The following is a 21,769-nucleotide window of genomic DNA, read 5'->3' as shown; positions in this document are numbered from 1 at the left end:
ACTGGTTTTGCTCTGCGTATCGACCCTAGGTCGGCAAGGCAAGCCCGGCCCGCGCCTGCGAAAAAGGGGAGAGTTTCATGGCACTGGACAACGCGACTGACTTTTCGATGTCCCGGCAAGCGATGAAGGCCGAGTTGCTGGATGCCGAGACTGAATTGCGACTGGCTTACGCCTGGCGGGATGACAGGGACGAAAAGGCTCTGCACCGTCTGATCACTGCCTATATGCGCTTAGCTATCTCGATGGCGGCAAAGTTCAAGCGATACGGCGCGCCGATGAATGATCTGATCCAGGAGGCGGGGCTTGGGCTGATGAAAGCGGCAGACAAGTTCGACCCCGATCGCGGCGTGCGGTTTTCGACCTACGCAGTCTGGTGGATCAAGGCCAGCATTCAGGATTACGTGATGCGCAACTGGTCGATGGTGCGAACGGGGTCCACGTCATCCCAGAAATCGCTTTTCTTCAATATGCGCCGGGTGCAGGCCCGATTGGAACGTGAGGCTGCTACTGACGGTCTGGAACTGGACCGTCATCAGTTGCATCAGAAGATCGCAACCGAGATCGGGGTGCCGTTGCGCGACGTCGAAATGATGGAAGGCCGATTGTCTGGTTCGGATTTTTCGCTCAATGCGGTGCAGTCGGCGGATGAGGACGGTCGCGAATGGATTGATGCGCTTGAGGATGACCGCGAACAGGCGGCCGAAGCGGTAGAACACCGTCACGACACCGAACAGCTGCGCGAGTGGCTGTTGACCGCGATGCAGTCGTTGAATGATCGCGAGCGTTTCATTGTGCGCGAACGCAAACTGCGCGAACCCGCGCGAACGCTTGAAAGTCTGGGTGGTGAGTTGGGCTTGTCGAAGGAACGCGTGCGTCAGCTTGAGGCCGCAGCTTTCGGGAAAATGCGCAAGAACCTTGAAGCTCAGTCGCGCGAGGTGCAACAGTTCATCGCATGAAACACCTTGCGATTCTGGTTTGTGCACTGTCAGTTACGGTCGCCGCGGCGCGTCCGGGCTTAACCCAAGACTTGATCCCCGATGATGTGATTGCATCGATGCAATCCGCCGACGTTGTGATTCTTGGCGAAGTTCATGACAACCCCCGACACCATCAAGTGCAGACCGAAGGGATTGAAGCTGTCAAACCGTCTGCCGTTGTCTGGGAAATGGTGACAGAAGAAGGGGCGCAACGCCTGGCGCAAACGGCAGCATCTGATCCTGAAGAACTTGGCCGAATTCTGCAATGGGCCGAAACAGGCTGGCCACCGCTGAGTATGTATTACCCCGTGTTTGAGGCCTCGGACGCACCGGTCTATGGCGCCATGGTTCCGCGCACCGCAGCACGTGCGGCGATGAAGCGTGGCGCGGCCACGGCGCTGGGTGCAGATGCGGCACGCTTTGGGCTGACGGTGCCATTGTCGCAGGATGATCAGACTGCGCGTGAGGCGGACCAATTTGCCGCTCATTGCAATGCAATCCCTGCCGAGGCTTTACCACAATTGGTTGCCATTCAGCGCCTGCGCGATGCGGTACTGGCGCGGGCGGTGTTACGAGCGATGGAGGAAACAGGTGGACCGGTTGCCGTGATCACCGGCAATGGTCACGCTCGCAAGGATCGCGGCATTCCGACGTTTTTGTCTCGTCTGCAGCCGGGGTTGAAGGTTTATGTGCTGGGTCAGTCTGAGGACGGCATCGTGGATGGCGCGTTCGATGCTGTGATCGACAGCCCCAGTGTTGACCGCGAAGACCCCTGCAAAGCCTTTGAGACGCAGAATTAACCGCTGGAACTACCCGGTGGCCTTGCCTAATGTCAGGACCGACCGGGACGGGAAGGGCTGAGCATGCTGGCATCCAAACGCATTCTGCTGATCATTGGCGGAGGGATCGCGGCCTACAAGTCGCTGGATCTGATCCGGCGGCTGAAGGAACGCGGCGCCTCCGTGACACCGGTTCTGACCCGCGCGGCAGAGGAATTCGTGACACCGCTATCGGTTTCTGCATTGGCGGGAGAGAAGGCTTATCGCGATCTGTTTGATCTGACGGATGAGGCCGAGATGGGTCATATCCAACTGTCCCGCTCTGCAGATCTGATCGTCTTGGCCCCCGCAACGGCAGACCTGATGGGCAAGATGGTGGGTGGGCTGGCCAATGATTTGGCTTCGACATTGTTGATGGCAACCGACACGCCCGTACTGTGCGCCCCGGCGATGAACGTGCGCATGTGGGATCATCCTGCGACTCAGCGCAATCTCAAGCAGTTACAAGCAGACGGCATACGATTTGTCGGTCCGAATGAAGGCGACATGGCCTGCGGAGAATTCGGCCCCGGCCGTATGTCGGAACCATTGGAAATAGTCGCCGCGATTGGGACGCAACTGGCAGATGGACCACTCAGGGGCAAGCGCATTCTGGTCACATCCGGCCCGACGCATGAACCAATTGATCCCGTGCGCTATATCGCCAATCGGTCGTCGGGCGCGCAGGGTGCAGCCGTTGCGCGCGCATTGTCCGCGTTGGGCGCCGAGGTGGTCTTTGTCACCGGCCCCGCTGATGTACCTCCACCCGCAGGAGTGCAGGTTGTTCGCGTTGAAACAGCGCAGCAGATGTCGGATGCGGTGGATGCGGCCCTGCCTGTTGATGCGGGTGTGTTTGCTGCGGCCGTGGCTGACTGGCGGGTGGCCACGGCGTCGGATCGCAAGCTGAAGAAAAGCCATGATGGGTTGCCTTCGTTGGAGTTTTCGGAAAACCCAGACATTCTGAAACGGGTGTCACGCTTGGAAGCAGGTCGTCCCGCGTTAGTTGTCGGATTTGCTGCCGAGACGAACGATGTCGTCGAAAACGCGACTGCCAAGCGGGCGCGTAAAGGGTGCGACTGGATCGTGGCCAATGATGTTAGCCCAAAGACCGGCATCATGGGCGGATCCGAAAATGCGGTGGTTCTGATCTCGGATGATGGGGTCGATGAATGGCCACGCATGGACAAGGATATGGTGGCGGACCGATTGGCGCAGAAAATCGCCGACGCTCTGGCCGATTGACGCAGAACAGTTCAAGATAAGAGGTGCAGTGATGGTATCAATTCGTGTGATCCGCGACGAGGGGGCAGACGCGTCAGTGGCATTGCCTTCTTATGAGACGCCGGGATCAGCCGGGGCGGATGTCCGGGCTAACCTGCCGGATGGCACGCCGATCCTGCTGGAGCCAGGTCAGCGCGCCCTAGTGCCGACTGGCCTCAGAATTGAAATTCCTCAGGGATATGAAGTTCAGGTGCGCCCCCGTTCGGGCCTTGCGTTGAAACACGGGATTACATTGCCCAACACGCCGGGGACAATCGACAGTGATTATCGCGGGCCGCTTGGTGTGATCGTGATGAATGCGGGGCAGGAGTCGTTCGAAGTCACTCACGGCGAACGTATCGCGCAACTGGTGGTCGCGCCTGTCGTGCAGGCGGTGTTTGAAGCGGTTGACGCGCTCGGTGAAACCGAACGCGGGGTCGGTGGCTTTGGCTCGACCGGGCGAGGCTGATGCTGCTGGTTCTGATCCTGGCCGCCGGGTTGTGGGGGATTGGCTATCTGGCAGGCGTGTCCCGCACGGCCCGCATGGTTTCGGTCGGCATGCTGTTGATCGGGGTCATCACTGCGCATCTTATCCTGCCCGACGGAAACCCATTGCGCCAGGCAACGGGTGGTTCTGCGGCGATGTGGCTGATCCTTGCGGGTTTCGCAGCTTTGGTTTTGCTGTATGGCACAGTCCTGAAAGCGCTGCGAAAGCGCGCCATGCCAACCCCAGAGCAGGAGTCCGCGATGCCGTCCGACCGTTTCAGTGAAACTGAACTGGAACGCTATGCCCGTCATATCGTTCTGCGCGAATTGGGTGGCCCGGGACAAAAGAAACTCAAACAAGCCCGTGTACTGGTGATTGGTGCAGGGGGCTTGGGTGCGCCCGCACTGCAGTATCTGGCTGCTGCGGGCGTCGGCACGATCGGTGTGATCGACGATGACGTGGTCGAAAATGCCAACCTGCAGCGACAGGTCATTCATCGCGATGCCGATATCGGTATGCCTAAGATCTTTTCCGCCCAACAGGCGATGGAGGCGCAAAACCCGAATATTAAGGTTTTGCCCTACCAACGCCGTCTCAATGATGAGATTGCGTTGGATCTGTTTGCAGACTTTGATCTGATCCTCGATGGCACCGATAATTTCGACAGCCGTTATTTGGCCAACCGGACTGCAGTCGCTCTGGGTAAACCGCTGATTTCAGGCGCGCTGTCGCAATGGGAAGGACAGCTGAGCGTCTTCGATCCGGCCAATGGCAGCCCGTGTTATCAGTGTATCTTCCCAGAAGCGCCAGCCGACGGGCTGGCCCCTTCTTGTTCCGAGGCCGGGGTGGTCGGGCCATTGCCAGGGGTCGTCGGGTCGATGATGGCGGTTGAGGCGATCAAGATCATAACGGGCGCTGGAATGGCGTTGCGGGGCGAGATGCTGATCTATGATGCGTTGTACGGAGAAAGCCGTAAAATCACTTTGTCCAAGCGTCCCGATTGCCCGATCTGTGCAGAGGCAGGGTCATAGGTCCAATCGCCGCGCGCCTAGGCGCGTGGCCCGGCCCAACCCCGCCAAGGCGCATCTCTGATGCGCGCTGCGGGGGCGGGAGTGCTTCTGTTACCCCAGTGCGCGGTCCAGATCGCCAATCAGGTCTTCGGCATCCTCCAACCCGACCGACAGGCGGAAAATCCCGTCACCGGCATAAGCGCGGTAATCCTCCAACTGTGGGCCTTGCAAGCGGAAGGATGTCTCCATCAGCCCGTCTGTCCCCATCCAGAAGATCAGACTGCGATGATGGCCCAGCGACACCGCATAGTGGATAACCTCCAACCTGTCGATCATCTGTTGGGCCACGCGTTCACCATCTGCCGCATTGCCGACCTGAAACGAGATCATCCCCGACATGTTCGACATTTGCCGCTTGGCGAGGTCTGCCTGCGGGTGCGATGACAAGCCGGGGTAGATAACCTGTGTCACCCGAGGGTCTGCCTCAAGCCATTCCGCTACAGCCATCGCACCGGCCTGATGCGCTTGCATCCGCAGCGGCAAGGTGGTCGCACCGCGTGCGATCAGCCAGGCGTTGAACGGTGACAGTATGCCACCGTGGTGAATTCCGGCCTCGGCCCGCATTTTTGAGATCAACTTGGCGGACCCGGCCACCGCCCCTCCTACCGCATCACCATGACCGCCGATGTATTTCGTGATTGAGTGCATCGTCAGATCGACGCCCAAAGCCACCGCGTCCATTCCAAGAGGCGAGGCGAAAGTGGCGTCGCAGCTCAATAAGGCACCGGCCCGCCGCGCCAGATTGGATATAGCGGCCAGATCAGTCAGGCGGCCGATGGGATTGACCGGCGTTTCGGTGTGAATGAGGCAGGTGTTGGGACGGATCGCGTCTGCCACAGCCGCAGGATCGGACATGTTGACCGCCGAAACTTCTACACCCATCCGAGGCAAGGTTTCACGCGCCAGTTCCGCAACACCTGCATATGACACGTCAGATACGACCAGATGATCCCCAGCGGACAGGAACGTAAAAAAGATTGCCGAGGCAGCGGCCATACCAGATGCGGTAGCCAGGCAGGCCTCGGTCCCTTGCAGGGCGGCAATCTTAGCCTCTAGGCCGGCAACGGTCGGATTGGCCCAGCGGGAATAGGCATAAGGGCTGTCCGGTGTCAGGTCGTGAGCAGAGAAGCCGGACAGGTCCTGAGTGATATAAGTTGAACTCATGTGAATCGGGGGTGCCGAGGCATTGGTCGAGGCATCCGGTGGATCACCTGCATGGATCGCAGTTGTCATGATCCCGGCAGTTCGGTTCGATTTTGTCATATCTTTCCTCCCTCTCGGGTCGAACCTGCGCGGGTCATCAGGCAGGTGCAAGCGGATTTACGACAGAATTTGACGCACCCAGGGCGCTACCTCTGGACCATTGCCCTCGGCCTACCTAGCTTGACGAACAAAGGAGATCTGCATGACCAACCCGATCCTGTCCAACTGGACCACCCCCTTTGAAATCGCCCCGTTTACCGAAATTTCGGATGAGGATTTCACCCCCGCGCTGGATCAGGCGATGGACGCGCATAACGCGCAGATCAACGCGATTGCTGACAATCCAGAACCGCCCACATTCGCCAACACGGTCGAAGCGCTCGAAGCTGCGGGTGAGGACATGGACAAGGTTCTGTCTGTCTTTTTCACCGTTGCAGGGGCTGATAGCAATGCAAAGCGCGAGGAATTGCAACGCGATTTTTCACCAAAATTGTCGACGCACTTCTCGGGGATTTCTTCGAACAAGGCGCTGTTCCAACGGGTGGCCGATCTTTGGGAACGACGCGATGATCTTGGTCTAAGCGACGAACAGGCCCGTGTTCTGATGTTGACGCATCGTGGTTTTGTCCGCGCAGGGGCGGCGCTGCAGGGGGATGAAGATGCCCGGATGCAAGAGATCAAGTCGCGCCTCGCCTCACTGGGCACGTCCTTTACCCAGAACCTTCTGGCGGATGAGCGCGATTGGTATATGGATCTGACCGAAGCTGATTTGCAGGGCCTGCCGGATTTCGTCACCGACGCGGCCCGGGCAGCCGGTCAGGAAAAGGGCACAGACGGTCCGGTTGTCACGCTTTCACGCTCGTTGATTGTGCCTTTCCTGCAATTTTCACCACGCCGTGATCTGCGCGAAAAAGCGTATCGGGCATGGACCGCGCGCGGCGCGAATGGTGCAGAAACCGACAATCGCGGGATTGCGGCGGAAACCCTGATGCTCCGCGAAGAGAGGGCGAAACTGCTGGGTTATGACAGCTTTGCCGCATTTAAGCTGGAAACCGAAATGGCCCGGACCCCGGATCGGGTCCGTGACTTGCTGATGCAGGTCTGGGAGCCCGCCAAGACGCGCGCAGATGCGGACGCTGAAATCCTGACGCAGATGATGCAGGAAGACGGCGTGAACGGTCCGCTTGAAGCGTGGGACTGGCGCTATTATGCAGAGAAGCGGCGCAAGGCCGAGCATGACCTGGATGAGGCAACCCTTAAGCCCTATCTGCAACTCGATCGGATGATTGAAGCATCTTTTTCTTGCGCCACCCGTTTGTTCGGATTGGAGTTCGCCCCGCTGGATGTCCCGCTTTACCACCCGGATTGCCGCGCTTGGGAAGTGACGCGGAACGGGCGTCATGTTGCGGTGTTTATCGGGGACTATTTTGCCCGTGGGTCGAAACGGTCGGGCGCATGGTGCAGCGCGATGCGCGCGCAGGCGAAGTTCCCGAAAGAGGAGGCGCCGATCGTGATTAATGTCTGCAACTTTGCCAAGGGTGACCCGGCGCTGCTGTCTTATGACGACGCGCGCACTTTGTTCCACGAATTCGGCCACGCCCTGCACCAGATGCTGTCCAACGTGACCTACGAAAGCATTTCAGGCACCAGCGTTGCACGTGATTTTGTCGAACTGCCCAGCCAGCTTTATGAACACTGGCTGGAAGTCCCTGAGGTTCTGGCCGAATTCGCCACCCACGCGGAAACCGGCGAACCGATGCCGCAGGAAATGTTGGAAAAAGTTCTGAACGCTGCCAATTTCGATCAGGGTTTTCAAACCGTGGAATATGTCGCTTCAGCTCTGGTCGATCTAGCCTTTCATGATGGCGATGCGCCTGCGGATCCGATGGCGAAACAGGCCGAGGTTCTGGACGGCCTCGGGATGCCCGCAGCGATCGGAATGCGCCACGCGACCCCGCATTTCGCGCATGTGTTTGCAGGCGACGGTTACAGTTCAGGTTACTATAGCTACATGTGGTCCGAGGTGATGGATGCTGACGCCTTCGCCGCCTTTGAAGAGGCCGACGGCGCCTTTGATCCCGAACGCGCCAAGGCGCTGGAGGACAATATCCTGTCCACCGGCGGTTCGCGTGAGGCGGAAGAGCTTTATCTGGCCTTCCGTGGCCGGTTGCCCGGGGTCGAAGCGCTGCTTAAAGGCCGTGGCCTGATCGCGGCTTGACCAAGACGGACCATCAGTACCCCAACTGGCGGTCCACCAGATGCACAAACGGTTCACCCGCTTCGCCGCGTCGGATGTTTTCACAGATGACCTGCGCGGCAGTGACCGGGCGGGTTTCCGAGGCGATATGCGGCGTGACGGTCACGTTGGGATGCGCCCAATAAGGATGTTCCGGGGGCAACGGCTCCACGCGGAACACATCCAGCGTAGCGTGACCGACCTGACCTGAGTTCAATGCCTGCAGGAGTGCGTCGTCGTCAATCAACGGTCCACGGCCGGGGTTGATGATCCTCGCACCTTTTGGAAGCAAAGCCAGTGTTTCGGTGTTCATCGTGTTTTCCGTGGCCGGAGTGTCGGGCAGCAGCAATACGGCGATTTCTGCCTGCGAGAGTGCTGTCTTCAATCCGTCGATCCCGTGCAGACAAGTAACTCCGGCGATCTGTTTCGGGGTTCGGCTCCAGCCAATGACGCGGAAATTCAGCGCGGCCAGGGCCTCGGCTGTGGCTTGTCCCAATATGCCCAGACCCAGCACACAGACGCAGCGCTCAGTCGCCAGAGGCGGCGCTTCGGGTGTCCAGACACCGTCCTGAACGGTGATGTGTTCGTCCATTCCCAGATGATAGCGCAGCGTATGCGCCACGACCCACTCGGTCATGCCCTGAGACAGCCCGTGATCCACCATCCGTGCCAACGGAACGGTGAGGGTTTCATTGTCTGCGATACTCTCTACCCCGGCCCAAAGGCTAAGCACCGCCTTTAGCCGTGTATACGGCGAGAAATCCAGCAATCCTCCATTCGGGGCGTAAACGACGTAATCCACCTGGTCGGGTTCGAATTCGGTGGCCAGAACAAAATCCAGCCCTGCGTCGCGCAGCCCTTGCGACAAAAGCGGCTCATACACCGGCCACAGGGCAGGGCGCGCGGAAAACAAGATGTTCACGGGCATGAAGAGCCTTTCAGGTTAGCGAGGGCGATGAATATGGGCGCTTTGCACAATGCCGAAGGCCGCCATCAAAACCAACATGGCGGAACCGCCATAGCTGACCATCGGCAGAGGCACCCCAACGACCGGGGCCAACCCCATAACCATCGACATGTTGACGGCAAAGAACAGAAAGAAATTCAGCGCAATGCCCAGTGTCACCAGAGAAGAAAATCGGTCCTTGGTCGACAGTGCGGTGACGATGCAGAAGATCAGGATCAGGGTGTAGAGCACCAACAGGGTTATGCCGCCCACAAAGCCAAACTCCTCTGCCAGCGTGGTAAAGATGAAATCGGTATGTTTCTCGGGCAGGAAGTTCAGCCGCGATTGCGTGCCCTGCATGAAGCCGCGCCCGTTCCATCCGCCTGATCCCAACGCAATCTTCGACTGCGTAATATGATAGCCCGCGCCAAGCGGGTCGGTAGAGGGATCCAGAAACGTGTCGATGCGGCGGAACTGATAATCCTTGAGCAGTTGCCACTCGGTGCCGCGACTGTTGAATACGGTGGCGATCAAACCGACCACTGCCGCTATGACGGCTGCAAAATAGGCCCAGTGGACACCGGCCAGAAACATAAGCCCCCCACCGGCCGCAAGCAGCAGAATCGATGTGCCAAGATCGGGCTGGCGCAGAACCATGAAGGTTGGGATCAGGATCAGAATGACCGGAAGGATGACCCAGAGTGGTCGCGATGTTTTGTAAGACGGCAACCAATCGTAGTATGCGGCCAGTAACATCACCAACGTGACCTTCATCACCTCGGACGGTTGTAGTCGCATGAACCCAAGGTCGATCCAACGCTGCGCGCCCATGCCGACTGTGCCAAACAGTTCTACAAAGACCAGCAATGCAATGGAGCCCAGATAGGCCAACACAGACATGTTTCGCCAGAACCAGATTGGGACCAGGGCCACGATGAACATGACCGTCAGGCCCAGTCCAAAACGCTCCATCTGCGGTTCCGCCCACGGCAGCCACGATCCGCCTGCGACCGAATATAGCATCAGGAAACCGGCGCTGGCCGTGCTGATCAACAACAACGTCAGAGGCCAGTTCATGTACAGGAACTTGCGGAATCCCGACGGCGTGGATTTGACGGCATATTCAAGATAACTCATGCGCGGTCCTTCTCATCCGGACGCGCTTTGGGGCGGCGGTCGCCTTCCAGCCGTTTTTGCTGTTCCTTGATGCGCTCGCGATCGGCCACTGGGTAGGCTTCGAGCGGGGGAGTCCCGTTGTAGAGCGCCTGCAGCATGATATCGCGCGCAACCGGGGCCGCCGCCTTGGAGCCGCCGCCGCCATGTTCGATGATCACCGCGACCGCGTATTTTGGGTTGTCGTAAGGGGCGAAGCTGACGAACAGTGCGTGGTCGCGCCGTTCCCACGGCAGGTCTTCGTTGCGGATGACGCCGGCTGCGCGTTCGGCCTTGGTGATGTTGCGCACCTGGCTTGTGCCGGTCTTGCCCGCCATGCGGAACTCATCGGCAATGATGCGGCTGCGATACGCCGTCCCCCTGCGGTCGTTTGAGACCGAGAACATGGCCTTGCGAACCTGTTCGAGATTAAACGGACTAATGTCCAGCGGTTCACCCGCGCCCGAGGGTTGCTCGACCCCATCGACAGATCGCACCAGACGTGGTGATATCGCGCGCCCGGTGGCGATCCGCGCTGCCATGACAGCCAGTTGCAGAGGTGAGGCCAGCATGAACCCCTGACCGATCGAGGCGTTTGCCGTGTCGCCAACCAGCCATTCCTCGCCATGCACCCTCTGTTTCCATTCTTGGTTCGGGGCCAACCCTGCAGCGACGGCAGACATTGGAATGTCATGTTTGGCGCCCAGCCCGAGGGTGCGCGCCATATCGGAGATCTTGTCGATACCGACGCGCAAAGCCACATCGTAGTAGTAGACGTCGCAGCTGCGTTTCAGTGAAAGTCCCAGATCAACTGTACCATGCCCGCCACGTTTCCAGCAGTGAAAGCGGCGACTGCCGACTTTCAGGTGTCCGGGGCAATAGACGGTGTTGCCCGGCCCAATTACGCCAGCCTCAAGCGCTGCCAGTGCAGTGACCATCTTGAATGTCGATCCGGGCGGGTATGTGCCCTGGACGGTTTTGTTTGAGAGTGGGCGATACTTGTCTTGTGTCAGGTTCTGATAATCCGCGACCGAGATGCCACGAACAAACAGGTTCGGATCAAAACTGGGGGCTGAACTGATCGCGCGCAAATCTCCGGTTTCACAGTCGATGACAACAGCGGCTGCGCTCTCGCCCGCCAACCGGGCCTGGGCGTATTGTTGCAGATCGGCGTCAATGGACAATTGCAGATCGGCACCGGGCTTCCCTTCCTGCCGGTCCAGCTCGCGCATGACGCGGCCGGTTGCATTGACCTCGACCCGCTTGGCACCAGCCTTGCCGCGCAACGAGGTTTCCTGTTTGGCTTCCAACCCGACTTTGCCGATCTGGAACCGGGGGATGCGCAGTACGGGTTCCGGGTCTTCGATCAGGCCAAGATCATAGTCGCTGACCGGGCCGACATAACCGACGATATGGGCGAAATCCTCATAACGCGGATATTGGCGCGTCAGGCCAACTTCGGGTGTGACACCGGGCAAAGCAGGGGCGTTGACGGCAACCTTTGAGATATCTTCCCAAGTCACCTGATCGACCAGCGTGACGGGCAGGAACGGGGCCGAGCGACGCATTTCGCTGCGGGCGCGTTCGATCTCATCCTCGTTCAGAGGGATCAGTTCGGACAGTTTGGCGACCACCTTGTCGATGTCCCCGGCATCCTCTGGGACAATGACGATGCGGTAGGATGGAGAGTTCTGACCGATGACCTGCCCGTTCCGGTCATAGATGCGGCCACGAGTAGGCGGAATCAGACGGATATTGATGCGGTTTTCTTCGGCCAGTAGCCGATATTGATCGGCCTGATCAACCTGCATGAACCGCATCCGTGCAGCGAGCCCGCCGATAAAGGCTGCTTGAAGCCCGCCCAGCACCAGCGCACGACGTGGCAGGCGTTTGTAAGCAAGGCCTTGGGATTTGGGTTTGCGCTGGCTCATGCCCGTGCCCCCATTGTGCTGGCATCCGCCGCTGACATCCGCCGAATGCCAAAGACACTCTGGCTCAGCAGAACGAGTGGTGGATAGGCCGCGACAGTCAGAACCAGTTGAATGGCCACAGGTCCCAGCGCGGCCTGCTGAACCGACAGAAGGGACAGAACGACACGGTTCAGCAGAAACACGGCGGCGATAGCAACTGCAACGGACATCCATTCTCCTGCAAATCCTACGTCCCGCATACCTGGCGCAGCCGAGCGCAAATAGGCGGCGCCGAGAACCACCAGCGCAGCCAGCAATCCCGGTGGGCGCTGCAGAAGAAGATCGGCCATCAGCATGACTGCCGCGATCAGCAGGGTTGGAACATAGTCGGGGCGCCGCAAGATCCATGTAAAAATGAGGGCGATCAGAACATCGGGGAATGGCCAGCGATCCGGCTGTGTGTTCAGTGGCAACAGATGCAGAAAAAGCACCAGAACGGCGAGAAAGACAAATAGCCCGCGCATGACCCAGATATGCGAGGTTGGTTTATCCATCCCCGGCCTCCTCTGGGGTCAACGCAGCCTCGGGCCGTGCCGGTCCGACAATGTCGCCAGAATCACGAATGAGAGGGGCCGAATTGAATCGCAGAACGCGCAGGAATTCCAGTCGCTCGAAATCGGCAGACAGGCGGACGCGCAACCGCCCGCCCGGATCGACCGAGATCTGGCCGATCAAAAGGCCCGCTGGAAACACACCGCCATCACCGGACGTGATCACGCGGTCTCCGGGTCGGACAAGTTCCCGGTTCTCCAGAAACTCCACTGCCGGGGCAGGGGTGTTGTCCCCTGCGATCAACGCGGTTTGACCCGAAGGCTGAATGGTGGCGGGAATGGCGCTCGAAGCATCTGTCATCAGGATGACCCGTGCAGTATCCGGCCCGACACCTGAAATTCGGCCAACCAGCCCAATTCCATCCATCGCGGCCCACCCATCAACGATCCCATCACGCATGCCCACGTTCAGCAGCACGGACTGCCGGAATGGCGAGCCGCTATCAGCCATAACAACCCCGGTTACATAGGTCAGGCGCGGATCGAGGCGTACGTTATTCAGATCCAAAAGCCGGGCGTTTTCCTGTTCCAGCTGCAGGGCGGCTTCTTTCCAGGCCCGCATCAGACGCAACTCGCTGCGCAGTTCCTGGTTTTGTTCGCTCAGCCGCTGATAGCTTTGGAAATCACGCACCAGATTGACCGCTGCTGTAACAGGAACCATGGCCCATTCCATCGACGGAACTACGGCATCGACCACTTGCGCGCGGAAACGTTCCACACGTGGGCTATCGATGCGCCACACTATGAAAATTCCAAGCAGGCACAGGACAACGATCCCCAAAAACAAGCGGCGCAAGGGGGTGGTGTAGTCATCACGCTGTGATCGGTCTTTTGCCACAGGACTCCTTCCCGTGCTGCTCGCGCCGATATTACCCTGTATTCAGAGGGTGCGCGCCTTAGCTTTCGTAGTCAATCGCGTGGCGCAGCTGTTTTTCGTATTCTAGGGCTTTCCCGGTGCCCAAAGCCACACAATTCAGGCTTTCATCGGCAATTGAGACGGCCAGACCGGTCTGCTCACGCAATGCCAGATCCAGATCACCCAACAGCGCACCACCGCCAGTCAGCATCACACCGCGATCCACGATATCCGCCGCCAGATCCGGCGGTGTGGTTTCCAGCGCGGTCATCACCGCTTCGCAGATCTGCTGGACCGGCTCGGACAGAGCCTCGGCCACCTGAGCCTGACTGATCTCAATTTCTTTCGGAACGCCGTTCAAAAGGTCACGGCCCCGGATATGCATCGACTGACCGCGCCCGTCATCGGGCATGCGGGCCGTGCCGATAGTCGTTTTGATCCGCTCGGCTGTGGATTCGCCGACCAACAGGTTCTGCTGGCGACGCAGGTAAGAGATGATGGCCTCGTCCATCCGGTCTCCACCCACGCGAACCGAGCGGGCGTAAACGATGTCGCCTAGCGACAGAACAGCAACCTCGGTGGTGCCGCCGCCGATGTCGACGACCATGTTCCCGGTCGGATCGGTGATTGGCATGCCTGCGCCAATAGCCGCAGCAATGGGTTCGGCGATCAGGCCCGCGCGACGGGCACCCGCAGACAGAACCGATTGGCGAATAGCGCGTTTTTCGACAGGCGTTGCGCCATGCGGGACGCAGACGATGATCTTGGGTTTCGAGAAGGTCGACCGCTTATGTACTTTGCGGATGAAGTGCTTGATCATTTCCTCGGCGGTGTCGAAGTCGGCAATGACGCCCTCACGCATCGGGCGGATAGCTTCGATTGAACCAGGCGTTCGGCCCAGCATCAGCTTTGCATCCTCGCCAACGGCCAGCACTTTTTTTACACCGTCCTTGACATGATAGGCTACCACGGATGGTTCAGACAGGATCACTCCACGTCCTTTGACATAAACCAGCGTGTTTGCCGTACCAAGGTCAATTGCCATGTCCGCTGTGAACAGGCCGCCCAGATTGCCAAAGATCCCCATGTTTCCCCTGATCCTGTATGTCAGTTTTTTCTACTGCCCGCGACTCGACGGTTCCGGGACGGATGACTTATAGGGTGCCAACTCGCCCGGTAAAAGGGCTGATTCCATGACAATCAGCACCTTTTCGCCTCATTGGTAAGGACTTTAGAAGGCAAAATGCTCTCATATCAACATATTTACCACGCAGGTAATCTGGCCGACGTCCAAAAGCACGCATTACTGGCGTGGACGCTGTCTTATTTGACACAAAAAGATAAACCGCTGAGCTATATCGAAACGCATGCCGGGCGCGGGCTGTATCGGTTGGATTCGGACGAGGCGCGGAAGACCGGCGAAGCCACCGCCGGTATAGAAAGAGCCCGGCGCGAAGATTGGTTTGATCCGTCCCATCCGCTTGCGCGCGCGCTATCGGAAACTCATGCCCAGTTTGGGGACGCATGTTATCCAGGCTCGCCTGTGATCGCAGCCGGTTTGTTGCGGCTACAGGACAGCCTGCATTTCGCTGAACTACACCCGCAGGAACATACGGCTTTGTCGCAGGCTGTGTCAGGCGGCAATGCCCGAGTGTATCGACAAGATGGGTACGAATTGGCTCAATCCCTGCTTCCGCCAACGCCACGGCGGGGGATGCTGTTGATTGATCCAAGCTATGAGGTGAAGTCAGAGTATGATCGTCTGCCCGGTATTATTGGCAAGCTGCACCGCAAATGGAACGTTGGCGTGATCGCTTTGTGGTATCCGATCCTGGCCGATGGTCGCCACAAGCCAATGCTGACAGCACTGGTCAACCTTGCCTTACCGAAAACATTGCACCACGAAGTGACGTTTCCTGCAGCGCGCAAGGGGCATGGCATGATTGGGTCGGGCATGTTCATGGTCAACGCTCCGTTCGGGATAGAAAACGAAGCAGTGAGGTTGTCGGCGCTGTTCGAAAGTCTCTGACGTTTTATTCAGACGCCAACGGGATACTCCCGCCCCGATTGTCCGCATCAGAGATGCCGCCAATCGAATTGGGCCCGGCACCGCGCCAAAGCGCGGTGCCGGGCCCAAAGCCGTAAGGGTGTTCGGCGAAGCCGGGCTGCTGCGGGTGCGGGAGCGTAAGTCCCTCGCCCTGTGATCAGGTCAGATCTTTGTAACTGATCTCGCGGGCGTCCGCGCCGGGGCCGGTTTTCTCGCGCCGCATGATCAGACGGTTCAAGGCATGGATATAGGCCTTGGCCGACGCCACAACGGTATCGGTGTTGGCGGATTGACCAGTGGCGATCATGCCGTCTTCTTCCAGACGAACCGATACAGTCGCCTGAGCGTCCGTGCCTTCGGTGACAGCGTGTACCTGATACAGCTGCAGGTGCGCCTTGGTTGGGTGGATCGCACGAATGGCCCTGAAGGACGCATCCACCGGACCGTCGCCCTGTTCTGTTGCGATGACATCCTTGCCGTCCATCTCAAGCTCGACGGTTGATTCTGCCTGACCGCCTGTGCCGCAGGTGACTTTCATCGACACTAGTTGCAGGTAATCGTCGGCCTCATCCAGGGTCATCAACGCGATGAGGTCGTCGTCGAAAACCTCTTTCTTGCGATCCGCCAGATCCTTGAACCGAACGAAGATATCCTTGAGTTGGTTATCGCCGACCTCGAATCCCAGCGTCTCGAGCTTGTCGCGCAATGCGGCACGACCGGAATGTTTGCCCAAAGGCAGAGAGGTCCCGGATAATCCGATATCCTCGGGGCGCATGATCTCAAAGTTCTCGCGGTTCTTCAGCATGCCATCCTGATGGATGCCGCTTTCATGGGCAAAGGCGTTCTTGCCGACAATCGCTTTGTTGAACTGCACGTTGAAACCCGAAACGGTCGCCACGCGGCGCGAGATGTGCATGATCTTGGTGGTGTCGATGCCTGTGTTCCATGGCATGATGTCGTTGCGGGTGCGCAGCGCCATCACCACTTCTTCCAGCGCGGTGTTGCCAGCGCGTTCCCCCAAACCGTTGATCGTACACTCGATCTGACGCGCACCGCCCGCAACGGCGGCCAGAGAGTTCGCCGTCGCCATACCAAGGTCGTTGTGGCAGTGCGTGGCAAAGACCACCTCATCGGCGCCTGGAACCGTTTCGATCAAGCGTTTGATCAGGTCGGCGGATTCGACAGGCGCAGTGTAGCCCACGGTATCGGGGATGTTGATCGTGGTGGCACCGGCCTTGATCGCAATCTCGATGACACGGCACAGATAGTCCCACTCGGTCCGGGTGGCATCCATTGGCGACCATTGCACGTTTTCGCACAGGTTGCGCGCGTGGCTGACCGTCTCGTGGATTTTGTCGGCCATCTCGTCCTGCGTCAGGTTCGGAATAGAGCGATGCAGTGGCGAGGTGCCGATAAATGTGTGAATGCGGCTTTTCCCGGCGTGTTTCACCGCCTCCCAGCAACGGTCGATATCGGTGAAATTGGCGCGGGCAAGGCCACAGATGCGGCTGTTTTTCGACCGTTCGGCAATCTCGGAGACCGCTTTGAAATCACCTTCCGAGGCGATGGGAAATCCGGCTTCGATGATATCGACGCCCATTTCGTCCAGCAGCTCGGCGATTTCCAGCTTTTCGTTGTGGGTCATGGTTGCGCCGGGGCTTTGTTCGCCGTCGCGCAATGTGGTGTCAAAGATCAAGACGCGGTCTTGGTCGGTCACGTTGGTCATGGGAATCTCTTTCTTGTCTGTCCTAAAGCCATTGGCGCGCGGGCGTCCTCCTCTGAGCGGGCGCGCCGGATGGCACGCTCAGAGGCGGATTAGGATCAGTAGGCCACGCAGCGACGCACCGCGAAGGGCGGTGTCGACAAAAGGGATATCTGCGCGGTTGATCATGAGGCGGAATTTATACAGAGCCCGCCAGGAATGAAAAGACCAATTTGCGACACAGCACAGTCTGGGCAGCTTCTTTTGCATGGATCATTGATTGGCAGACTGGCGCCGCTAGGTGTGCAGGTATGAAAACTGCACTCATCATTGGCGCGTCGGGTGGAATCGGTCGGGCCATTTGCAAACACCTTGAGGCGCAGAGTGTCGTGGTGACGCGTCTGTCACGCTCGAATGACGGGTTTGATCTTACAAACCCGGAGTCGGTGACGCAGACGCTAAACGAGCTTTCAGGCCCTTACGATCTTATTCTGGTTGCTTCGGGCGCGTTGGAGATCAACGGTGCTGCGCCGGAAAAGTCGCTGCGGGCCGTGTCAGCCGAGGCGATGATGGATCAGTTTGCTTTGAACGCTGTTGGCCCGGCGCTGGTGCTGAGCCACGCGCAGCGATTGCTGCCCAGAAACGGACGTTCGGTTTTCGCAGTTCTGTCGGCCCGGGTTGGGTCCATCGGAGACAATCGAATGGGCGGCTGGGTCAGCTACCGGGCGGCCAAAGCGGCGGTGAATCAGATTGTTCACACCGCAGCCATCGAACTGGCACGAACCCACAGAGAAGCGATCTGTGTCGCTTTGCACCCCGGAACCGTCAAAACCGCGTTCACGCAAAAATACCTTGGCCGGCATCCGGCGATCGAACCGGAAGACGCAGCCCAAAACTTGCTGACCGTCGCCGAGGCGCTGACGCCCGCAGATACAGGCGGATTCTTCGACTGGGCCGGAAAGCCAATTCCCTGGTAGTGATCTAACCGTCTGACGGCGCAGTTGCGTCCTCGCTGTTGTCCGATGCGGGTTCGGATTGATCTTCAGTGTCAGGCGCATCGGATTCGTTGGACGCGCTGGCTGGCAGGACACCGTTTTCCCAAACGCCTGTTTCCTCCTGACCATTCGCGTAGCGCATTGTCCCGTTGCCCTGTCGCTTGTTGTCGACAAAGCTGCCTTCGTACACATCGCCGTTCGAATAGGTGGCTATCCCGTTTCCGGTGATCTTGCCTTCGATCCAATCGCCCAAGTATTTGAATCCGCTTGGTGCCACGATTTCACCTTTACCGTGACGTTGCCCGCCCATGAAATCTCCGGTGTAGACCGTCCCGTCAGTGTATGTCGTTTTGCCTTTGCCCTGCCGGGCGCCATCTACCCAATCGCCATCATAGGTTGAGCCGTCCGCACGGGTCAAAACACCTTTGCCGTGGCTTAGTGCGTTCTTGAATTGACCTTTGTAGGTTACGCCATTGGGATAAGTGGCTGTGCCCGTTCCTTCGAAGATGCCTGCAATCCAATCCCCTTCGTATACCGTGCCGTTCGGGTATGTGCTTATCCCTTTCCCGTCGGGAAGGTCGGCTCTGAAGTCACCGATATATGTCGAACCATCCGGATAGACGACTTCTCCCAGACCTTCGATCTGACCACTGGTCCATTCACCTGAGTACCGAAATCCATCCGTCCCTGTGAAGACGCCTTGCCCGTGGCGGCGATCGTCTTCGTAGTCTCCCTCGAACACATCGCCATTGGAATAAGTTGCCTTGCCTTTACCCTGACGACGACCTTCGACCAGATCGCCTTCGTAGACATCGCCGTTGGCTTGGGTCAGGCGGCCCTTGCCTGTGATACGGCCCTGAGTCCATTCCCCAGAGTAGATCATGCCATCGGGCATTGTCAGGGTGCCTTGTCCATCGCGTTGCCCGGCCTGAACGTCACCCTCATATACACCACCACCGGCATATGTGATTTTGGCTTTACCCTGTTTGTCACCATCGACCCAGTTGCCGTCATAGCTGTCGCCATCCGGGCCTGTTAGGACGCCTTGACCGTTGTGGCGCGCGTTCTTGAAACCGCCTTCGTATCGCATCCCATTGGCGTATTGGGCGATGCCCGCGCCGTTGATCGCGCCATCAACCCAGTCGCCTTCATAGGTGCCACCATCGGCGAAGGTAATCTTGCCGCGCCCCTCGGGCTGGCCCTTCTCAAACAGGCCTTCGTAGACGGACCCGTCGGCATAACGCGTGATGCCCTGGCCCTGAATTTCGCCTTCGATCCACTGACCGGTGTATTCAAACCCGTTCGGTAGGCGATAAGTGCCGGTCCCATGACGCAGGCCGTTTTGGAACGTGCCTTCATACACGCCGCCGACCTCATCATCTTTGACAATTACCGTCCCGTCTTGTGCGGCGGCAACAGACGCCGTCAGGGTCAGGACCCCAACGGCAAAAAGGTTACGGATCACATTCATGGTTGTTCCTGCCTGCCCGGTCATCATTGGTTGCTTCCTCTGGCGCAAAACTAAGATACCGCCGGGGGCAGAGCAACGGCTTTTGCCGCATTGGTCTTCCACTCGCGGTGCGATCTGCTAAATGGCAATAGAACTTACGAGGGCAAGAGGGCAGCATGGGCGACCGTTTCCGCATTACTCTGGCGCAACTGAACCCCATTGTCGGGGATATTGATGGCAATGCGGCCAAGGCGTATGCCGCTTGGGAACGGGCGCGCGCGGCGGGGGCTGATCTGGTGGCACTGCCGGAAATGTTCATTACTGGATACAACACGCAGGATCTGGTCATGAAGCCGGTGTTTCACCGCGCGGCCATGGCGGCGGTTGAAGCGCTGGCCAAGCAATGCGCGGAAGGCCCGGCCCTGGCCCTTGGTGGGCCATGGGCCGAAGGCGAAAGCCTGTACAACGCCTATCTTGTTCTCAAAGGTGGGCGGATTGCCAGCAAGGTGTTGAAACATCATCTGCCGAACGAAACTGTTTTTGACGAAGTGCGTCTGTACGATTCGGGGCCATTGGGCGGGCCGTACTCGGTTGGAAATTCCCGAATTGGCAGTCCGATTTGCGAAGACAGCTGGCACCCGGACGTTGCCGAAACACTCGAAGAGACCGGGGCCGAGTTTCTGTTGATCCCGAATGGATCGCCCTATTTTCGCGACAAGTACGACGTGCGTTTGAATCATATGGTTGCGCGTGTGGTCGAGACCGGATTGCCACTGATCTACCTCAATATGGTTGGCGGTCAGGACGATCAGGTCTTTGATGGCGCCACATTTGGCCTGAATCCGGGTGGTGAGCTTGCGTTTCGCATGCCCGTCTTCGACGAAGACGTAACCCACGTGGACCTGGAGCGTGGAGACGAAGGTTGGCGCATCGTACCGGGCGAGGTTGTGCCCCAGCCGGACGCGTGGGAGCAGGACTACCGCGCAATGGTGCAATCGCTGCGCGATTACATGGGCAAGACCGGGTTTAAAAAGGTGTTGATGGGTCTGTCGGGCGGTGTCGATTCAGCGCTGGTGGCTGCGATCGCGGTGGACGCCATCGGGGCCGAAAATGTGCGCTGTGTGATGTTGCCGTCGGAATATACCAGCCAGGCTTCGTTGGACGATGCTGAGGCTGTCGCAAAGGCGCTGGGCGTCCACTATGACTTTGTGCCGATTTCGGACAGCCGCGCTGCGGTGACCGATACTCTGGCGCCCTTGTTCGAGGGGCGCGACGAAGATCTGACCGAAGAAAACGTCCAGTCCCGCCTGCGCGGTTTGTTGCTGATGGCAATCTCGAACAAGTTCGGCGAGATGTTGCTGACGACGGGCAACAAATCCGAGGTCGCGGTGGGTTATGCCACGATCTATGGCGACATGAACGGCGGCTACAACCCGATCAAGGATCTGTACAAGACCCGTGTGTTTGAGACCTGCCGCTGGCGCAATGCCCACCATCGCGACTGGATGATGGGCCCCGAAGGCGAGGTTATCCGACCATCCGTCATCGACAAACCTCCCAGTGCCGAGCTGCGCGAAGACCAGAAAGACAGCGACAGCCTACCGGATTATCCGATTCTGGACGGGATTCTGGAAATCCTTGTCGATCGGGATGGATCAATCGCGGACTGTGTTGCTGCGGGCTTTGACGCAAACGACGCCCGACGGATCGAACACCTTATCTACATCAGCGAGTACAAGCGGTTCCAATCGGCCCCCGGAACACGCCTGACCAGTAAGGCGTTCTGGTTGGATCGGCGTTATCCAATCGTGAATCGCTGGCGAGACCGCGATTGATCGCCAAAACAATTTAGTCAAATTTGAAAACAGTGTTCGGTAAAATGACGCACTGTTTCCTCTTGTGCATGGAAAAGCGTATGCACACGCCCCAAGCAGTGACCTGCGGCTTGTTTTCGTGACATCTTTCTGCCACATTTATGCTTGGAAATTGCCCAAAGTGGGGCGAACGTGACGCATTTCTGCTGAGGTGCAGGGTTTCGACAAGTGCATG

At 58.6% G+C, this 21,769-nt stretch carries 18 protein-coding genes; 9 read left to right on the top strand and 9 right to left on the bottom strand.

Annotated elements, in window-relative coordinates; genetic code table 11:
* The first annotated feature begins 77 nt into the window (after positions 1–77).
* The 5 genes from HW561_RS11965 (at position 78) to HW561_RS11945 (ending at position 4,573) form a co-directional block, all read left to right on the top strand.
* Entirely contained in the window at positions 78–956 is an 879-nt protein-coding gene (locus HW561_RS11965; protein ID WP_176865043.1) for an RNA polymerase factor sigma-32, read from the top strand.
* The gene (locus HW561_RS11960) at positions 953–1,777 is read left to right on the top strand and encodes a ChaN family lipoprotein (protein WP_176865041.1); all 825 of its coding nucleotides are present in this window, start codon (positions 953–955) and stop codon (positions 1,775–1,777) included. The genes HW561_RS11965 and HW561_RS11960 overlap by 4 nt, the downstream gene beginning before the upstream one ends.
* Positions 1,778–1,840: 63 nt before the next feature.
* Positions 1,841–3,037 (top strand): bifunctional phosphopantothenoylcysteine decarboxylase/phosphopantothenate--cysteine ligase CoaBC, encoded by a 1,197-nt coding sequence (gene coaBC, locus HW561_RS11955; RefSeq protein ID WP_176865040.1) that lies wholly within the window; start codon positions 1,841–1,843, stop codon positions 3,035–3,037.
* A gap of 31 nt (positions 3,038–3,068) precedes the next feature.
* Positions 3,069–3,524 carry a dUTP diphosphatase gene (gene dut, locus HW561_RS11950; protein ID WP_176865037.1) on the top strand — a complete coding sequence of 152 codons (456 nt, stop codon included), beginning with the start codon at positions 3,069–3,071 and terminating at the stop codon, positions 3,522–3,524.
* Positions 3,524–4,573: a HesA/MoeB/ThiF family protein gene (locus HW561_RS11945; protein ID WP_176865035.1), complete on the top strand. Its 1,050-nt coding sequence runs from the start codon at positions 3,524–3,526 to the stop codon at positions 4,571–4,573. Before dut ends, HW561_RS11945 begins: the two co-directional genes overlap by 1 nt.
* 90 nt (positions 4,574–4,663) lie before the next feature.
* Here the strand turns inward: HW561_RS11945 and HW561_RS11940 are convergent, their stop codons facing one another.
* Positions 4,664–5,875, bottom strand: a complete 1,212-nt coding sequence (locus HW561_RS11940; protein ID WP_176865033.1) for a trans-sulfuration enzyme family protein — start codon at positions 5,873–5,875, stop codon at positions 4,664–4,666.
* 142 nt (positions 5,876–6,017) lie between these two features.
* On the opposite strand from HW561_RS11940, the gene HW561_RS11935 reads away from it, so the two are divergent.
* Positions 6,018–8,033 carry a M3 family metallopeptidase gene (locus tag HW561_RS11935; RefSeq protein ID WP_176865031.1) on the top strand — a complete coding sequence of 672 codons (2,016 nt, stop codon included), beginning with the start codon at positions 6,018–6,020 and terminating at the stop codon, positions 8,031–8,033.
* A gap of 13 nt (positions 8,034–8,046) precedes the next feature.
* Here HW561_RS11935 and HW561_RS11930 read toward each other — a convergent pair whose 3' ends face one another.
* The 6 genes from HW561_RS11930 to HW561_RS11905 are packed head-to-tail and all read right to left on the bottom strand — an operon-like array spanning position 8,047 to position 14,613.
* Positions 8,047–8,979, bottom strand: a complete 933-nt coding sequence (locus HW561_RS11930) for a 2-hydroxyacid dehydrogenase (protein WP_176865029.1) — start codon at positions 8,977–8,979, stop codon at positions 8,047–8,049.
* 15 nt (positions 8,980–8,994) lie between these two features.
* Positions 8,995–10,134 (bottom strand): rod shape-determining protein RodA, encoded by a 1,140-nt coding sequence (gene rodA / locus HW561_RS11925; protein ID WP_176865027.1) that lies wholly within the window; start codon positions 10,132–10,134, stop codon positions 8,995–8,997.
* Positions 10,131–12,080 carry a penicillin-binding protein 2 gene (gene mrdA / locus HW561_RS11920; protein ID WP_176865013.1) on the bottom strand — a complete coding sequence of 650 codons (1,950 nt, stop codon included), beginning with the start codon at positions 12,078–12,080 and terminating at the stop codon, positions 10,131–10,133. Before mrdA ends, rodA begins: the two co-directional genes overlap by 4 nt.
* On the bottom strand, positions 12,077–12,613 hold the full coding sequence (locus HW561_RS11915; protein WP_176865011.1) for a rod shape-determining protein MreD: 537 nt from the start codon (positions 12,611–12,613) through the stop codon (positions 12,077–12,079). The genes mrdA and HW561_RS11915 overlap by 4 nt, the downstream gene beginning before the upstream one ends.
* Positions 12,606–13,508, bottom strand: coding sequence for a rod shape-determining protein MreC (gene mreC / locus HW561_RS11910; protein ID WP_176865009.1), 903 nt, complete (start codon positions 13,506–13,508; stop codon positions 12,606–12,608). Before mreC ends, HW561_RS11915 begins: the two co-directional genes overlap by 8 nt.
* Positions 13,509–13,566: 58 nt before the next feature.
* Positions 13,567–14,613 (bottom strand): rod shape-determining protein, encoded by a 1,047-nt coding sequence (locus tag HW561_RS11905; RefSeq protein WP_039523195.1) that lies wholly within the window; start codon positions 14,611–14,613, stop codon positions 13,567–13,569.
* Positions 14,614–14,769: 156 nt separating this feature from the next.
* Here HW561_RS11905 and HW561_RS11900 point away from each other — a divergent pair, with 156 nt between their 5' ends.
* Positions 14,770–15,555, top strand: coding sequence for a 23S rRNA (adenine(2030)-N(6))-methyltransferase RlmJ (locus tag HW561_RS11900; protein ID WP_176865007.1), 786 nt, complete (start codon positions 14,770–14,772; stop codon positions 15,553–15,555).
* Between the two features lie 175 nt (positions 15,556–15,730).
* Here the strand turns inward: HW561_RS11900 and HW561_RS11895 are convergent, their stop codons facing one another.
* Positions 15,731–17,299: a 2-isopropylmalate synthase gene (locus tag HW561_RS11895; RefSeq protein WP_176865005.1), complete on the bottom strand. Its 1,569-nt coding sequence runs from the start codon at positions 17,297–17,299 to the stop codon at positions 15,731–15,733.
* Between the two features lie 287 nt (positions 17,300–17,586).
* Between HW561_RS11895 and HW561_RS11890 the strand changes: the two genes are divergently transcribed.
* A complete protein-coding gene (locus tag HW561_RS11890; protein WP_176865002.1) occupies positions 17,587–18,252 on the top strand; it encodes an SDR family NAD(P)-dependent oxidoreductase in 666 nt (221 codons plus the stop codon).
* A gap of 4 nt (positions 18,253–18,256) precedes the next feature.
* Here HW561_RS11890 and HW561_RS11885 read toward each other — a convergent pair whose 3' ends face one another.
* On the bottom strand, positions 18,257–19,741 hold the full coding sequence (locus HW561_RS11885) for an MORN repeat-containing protein (protein ID WP_176865204.1): 1,485 nt from the start codon (positions 19,739–19,741) through the stop codon (positions 18,257–18,259).
* Between the two features lie 155 nt (positions 19,742–19,896).
* Between HW561_RS11885 and HW561_RS11880 the strand changes: the two genes are divergently transcribed.
* A complete protein-coding gene (locus HW561_RS11880) occupies positions 19,897–21,555 on the top strand; it encodes an NAD+ synthase (RefSeq protein WP_176865000.1) in 1,659 nt (552 codons plus the stop codon).
* Positions 21,556–21,769: the final 214 nt, after the last annotated feature.

The organism is Ruegeria haliotis, from assembly GCF_013377785.1.
Taxonomy (GTDB): Bacteria; Pseudomonadota; Alphaproteobacteria; order Rhodobacterales; family Rhodobacteraceae; genus Ruegeria; species Ruegeria haliotis.
This window is presented reverse-complemented; position numbering and strand designations above follow the sequence as displayed.

Excerpts from the sequence above, each read along its gene's own strand:
- HW561_RS11965 (WP_176865043.1), top strand. The coding sequence starts at position 78 with ATGGCACTGGACAACGCGACTGACTTTTCGATGTCCCGGCAAGCGATG.
- HW561_RS11960 (WP_176865041.1), top strand. The coding sequence starts at position 953 with ATGAAACACCTTGCGATTCTGGTTTGTGCACTGTCAGTTACGGTCGCC.
- coaBC (WP_176865040.1), top strand. The coding sequence starts at position 1,841 with ATGCTGGCATCCAAACGCATTCTGCTGATCATTGGCGGAGGGATCGCG.
- dut (WP_176865037.1), top strand. The coding sequence starts at position 3,069 with ATGGTATCAATTCGTGTGATCCGCGACGAGGGGGCAGACGCGTCAGTG.
- HW561_RS11945 (WP_176865035.1), top strand. The coding sequence starts at position 3,524 with ATGCTGCTGGTTCTGATCCTGGCCGCCGGGTTGTGGGGGATTGGCTAT.
- HW561_RS11940 (WP_176865033.1), bottom strand. The coding sequence starts at position 5,875 with ATGACAAAATCGAACCGAACTGCCGGGATCATGACAACTGCGATCCAT.
- HW561_RS11935 (WP_176865031.1), top strand. The coding sequence starts at position 6,018 with ATGACCAACCCGATCCTGTCCAACTGGACCACCCCCTTTGAAATCGCC.
- HW561_RS11930 (WP_176865029.1), bottom strand. The coding sequence starts at position 8,979 with ATGCCCGTGAACATCTTGTTTTCCGCGCGCCCTGCCCTGTGGCCGGTG.
- rodA (WP_176865027.1), bottom strand. The coding sequence starts at position 10,134 with ATGAGTTATCTTGAATATGCCGTCAAATCCACGCCGTCGGGATTCCGC.
- mrdA (WP_176865013.1), bottom strand. The coding sequence starts at position 12,080 with ATGAGCCAGCGCAAACCCAAATCCCAAGGCCTTGCTTACAAACGCCTG.
- HW561_RS11915 (WP_176865011.1), bottom strand. The coding sequence starts at position 12,613 with ATGGATAAACCAACCTCGCATATCTGGGTCATGCGCGGGCTATTTGTC.
- HW561_RS11905 (WP_039523195.1), bottom strand. The coding sequence starts at position 14,613 with ATGGGGATCTTTGGCAATCTGGGCGGCCTGTTCACAGCGGACATGGCA.
- HW561_RS11900 (WP_176865007.1), top strand. The coding sequence starts at position 14,770 with ATGCTCTCATATCAACATATTTACCACGCAGGTAATCTGGCCGACGTC.
- HW561_RS11895 (WP_176865005.1), bottom strand. The coding sequence starts at position 17,299 with ATGACCAACGTGACCGACCAAGACCGCGTCTTGATCTTTGACACCACA.
- HW561_RS11890 (WP_176865002.1), top strand. The coding sequence starts at position 17,587 with ATGAAAACTGCACTCATCATTGGCGCGTCGGGTGGAATCGGTCGGGCC.
- HW561_RS11885 (WP_176865204.1), bottom strand. The coding sequence starts at position 19,741 with ATGAATGTGATCCGTAACCTTTTTGCCGTTGGGGTCCTGACCCTGACG.
- HW561_RS11880 (WP_176865000.1), top strand. The coding sequence starts at position 19,897 with ATGGGCGACCGTTTCCGCATTACTCTGGCGCAACTGAACCCCATTGTC.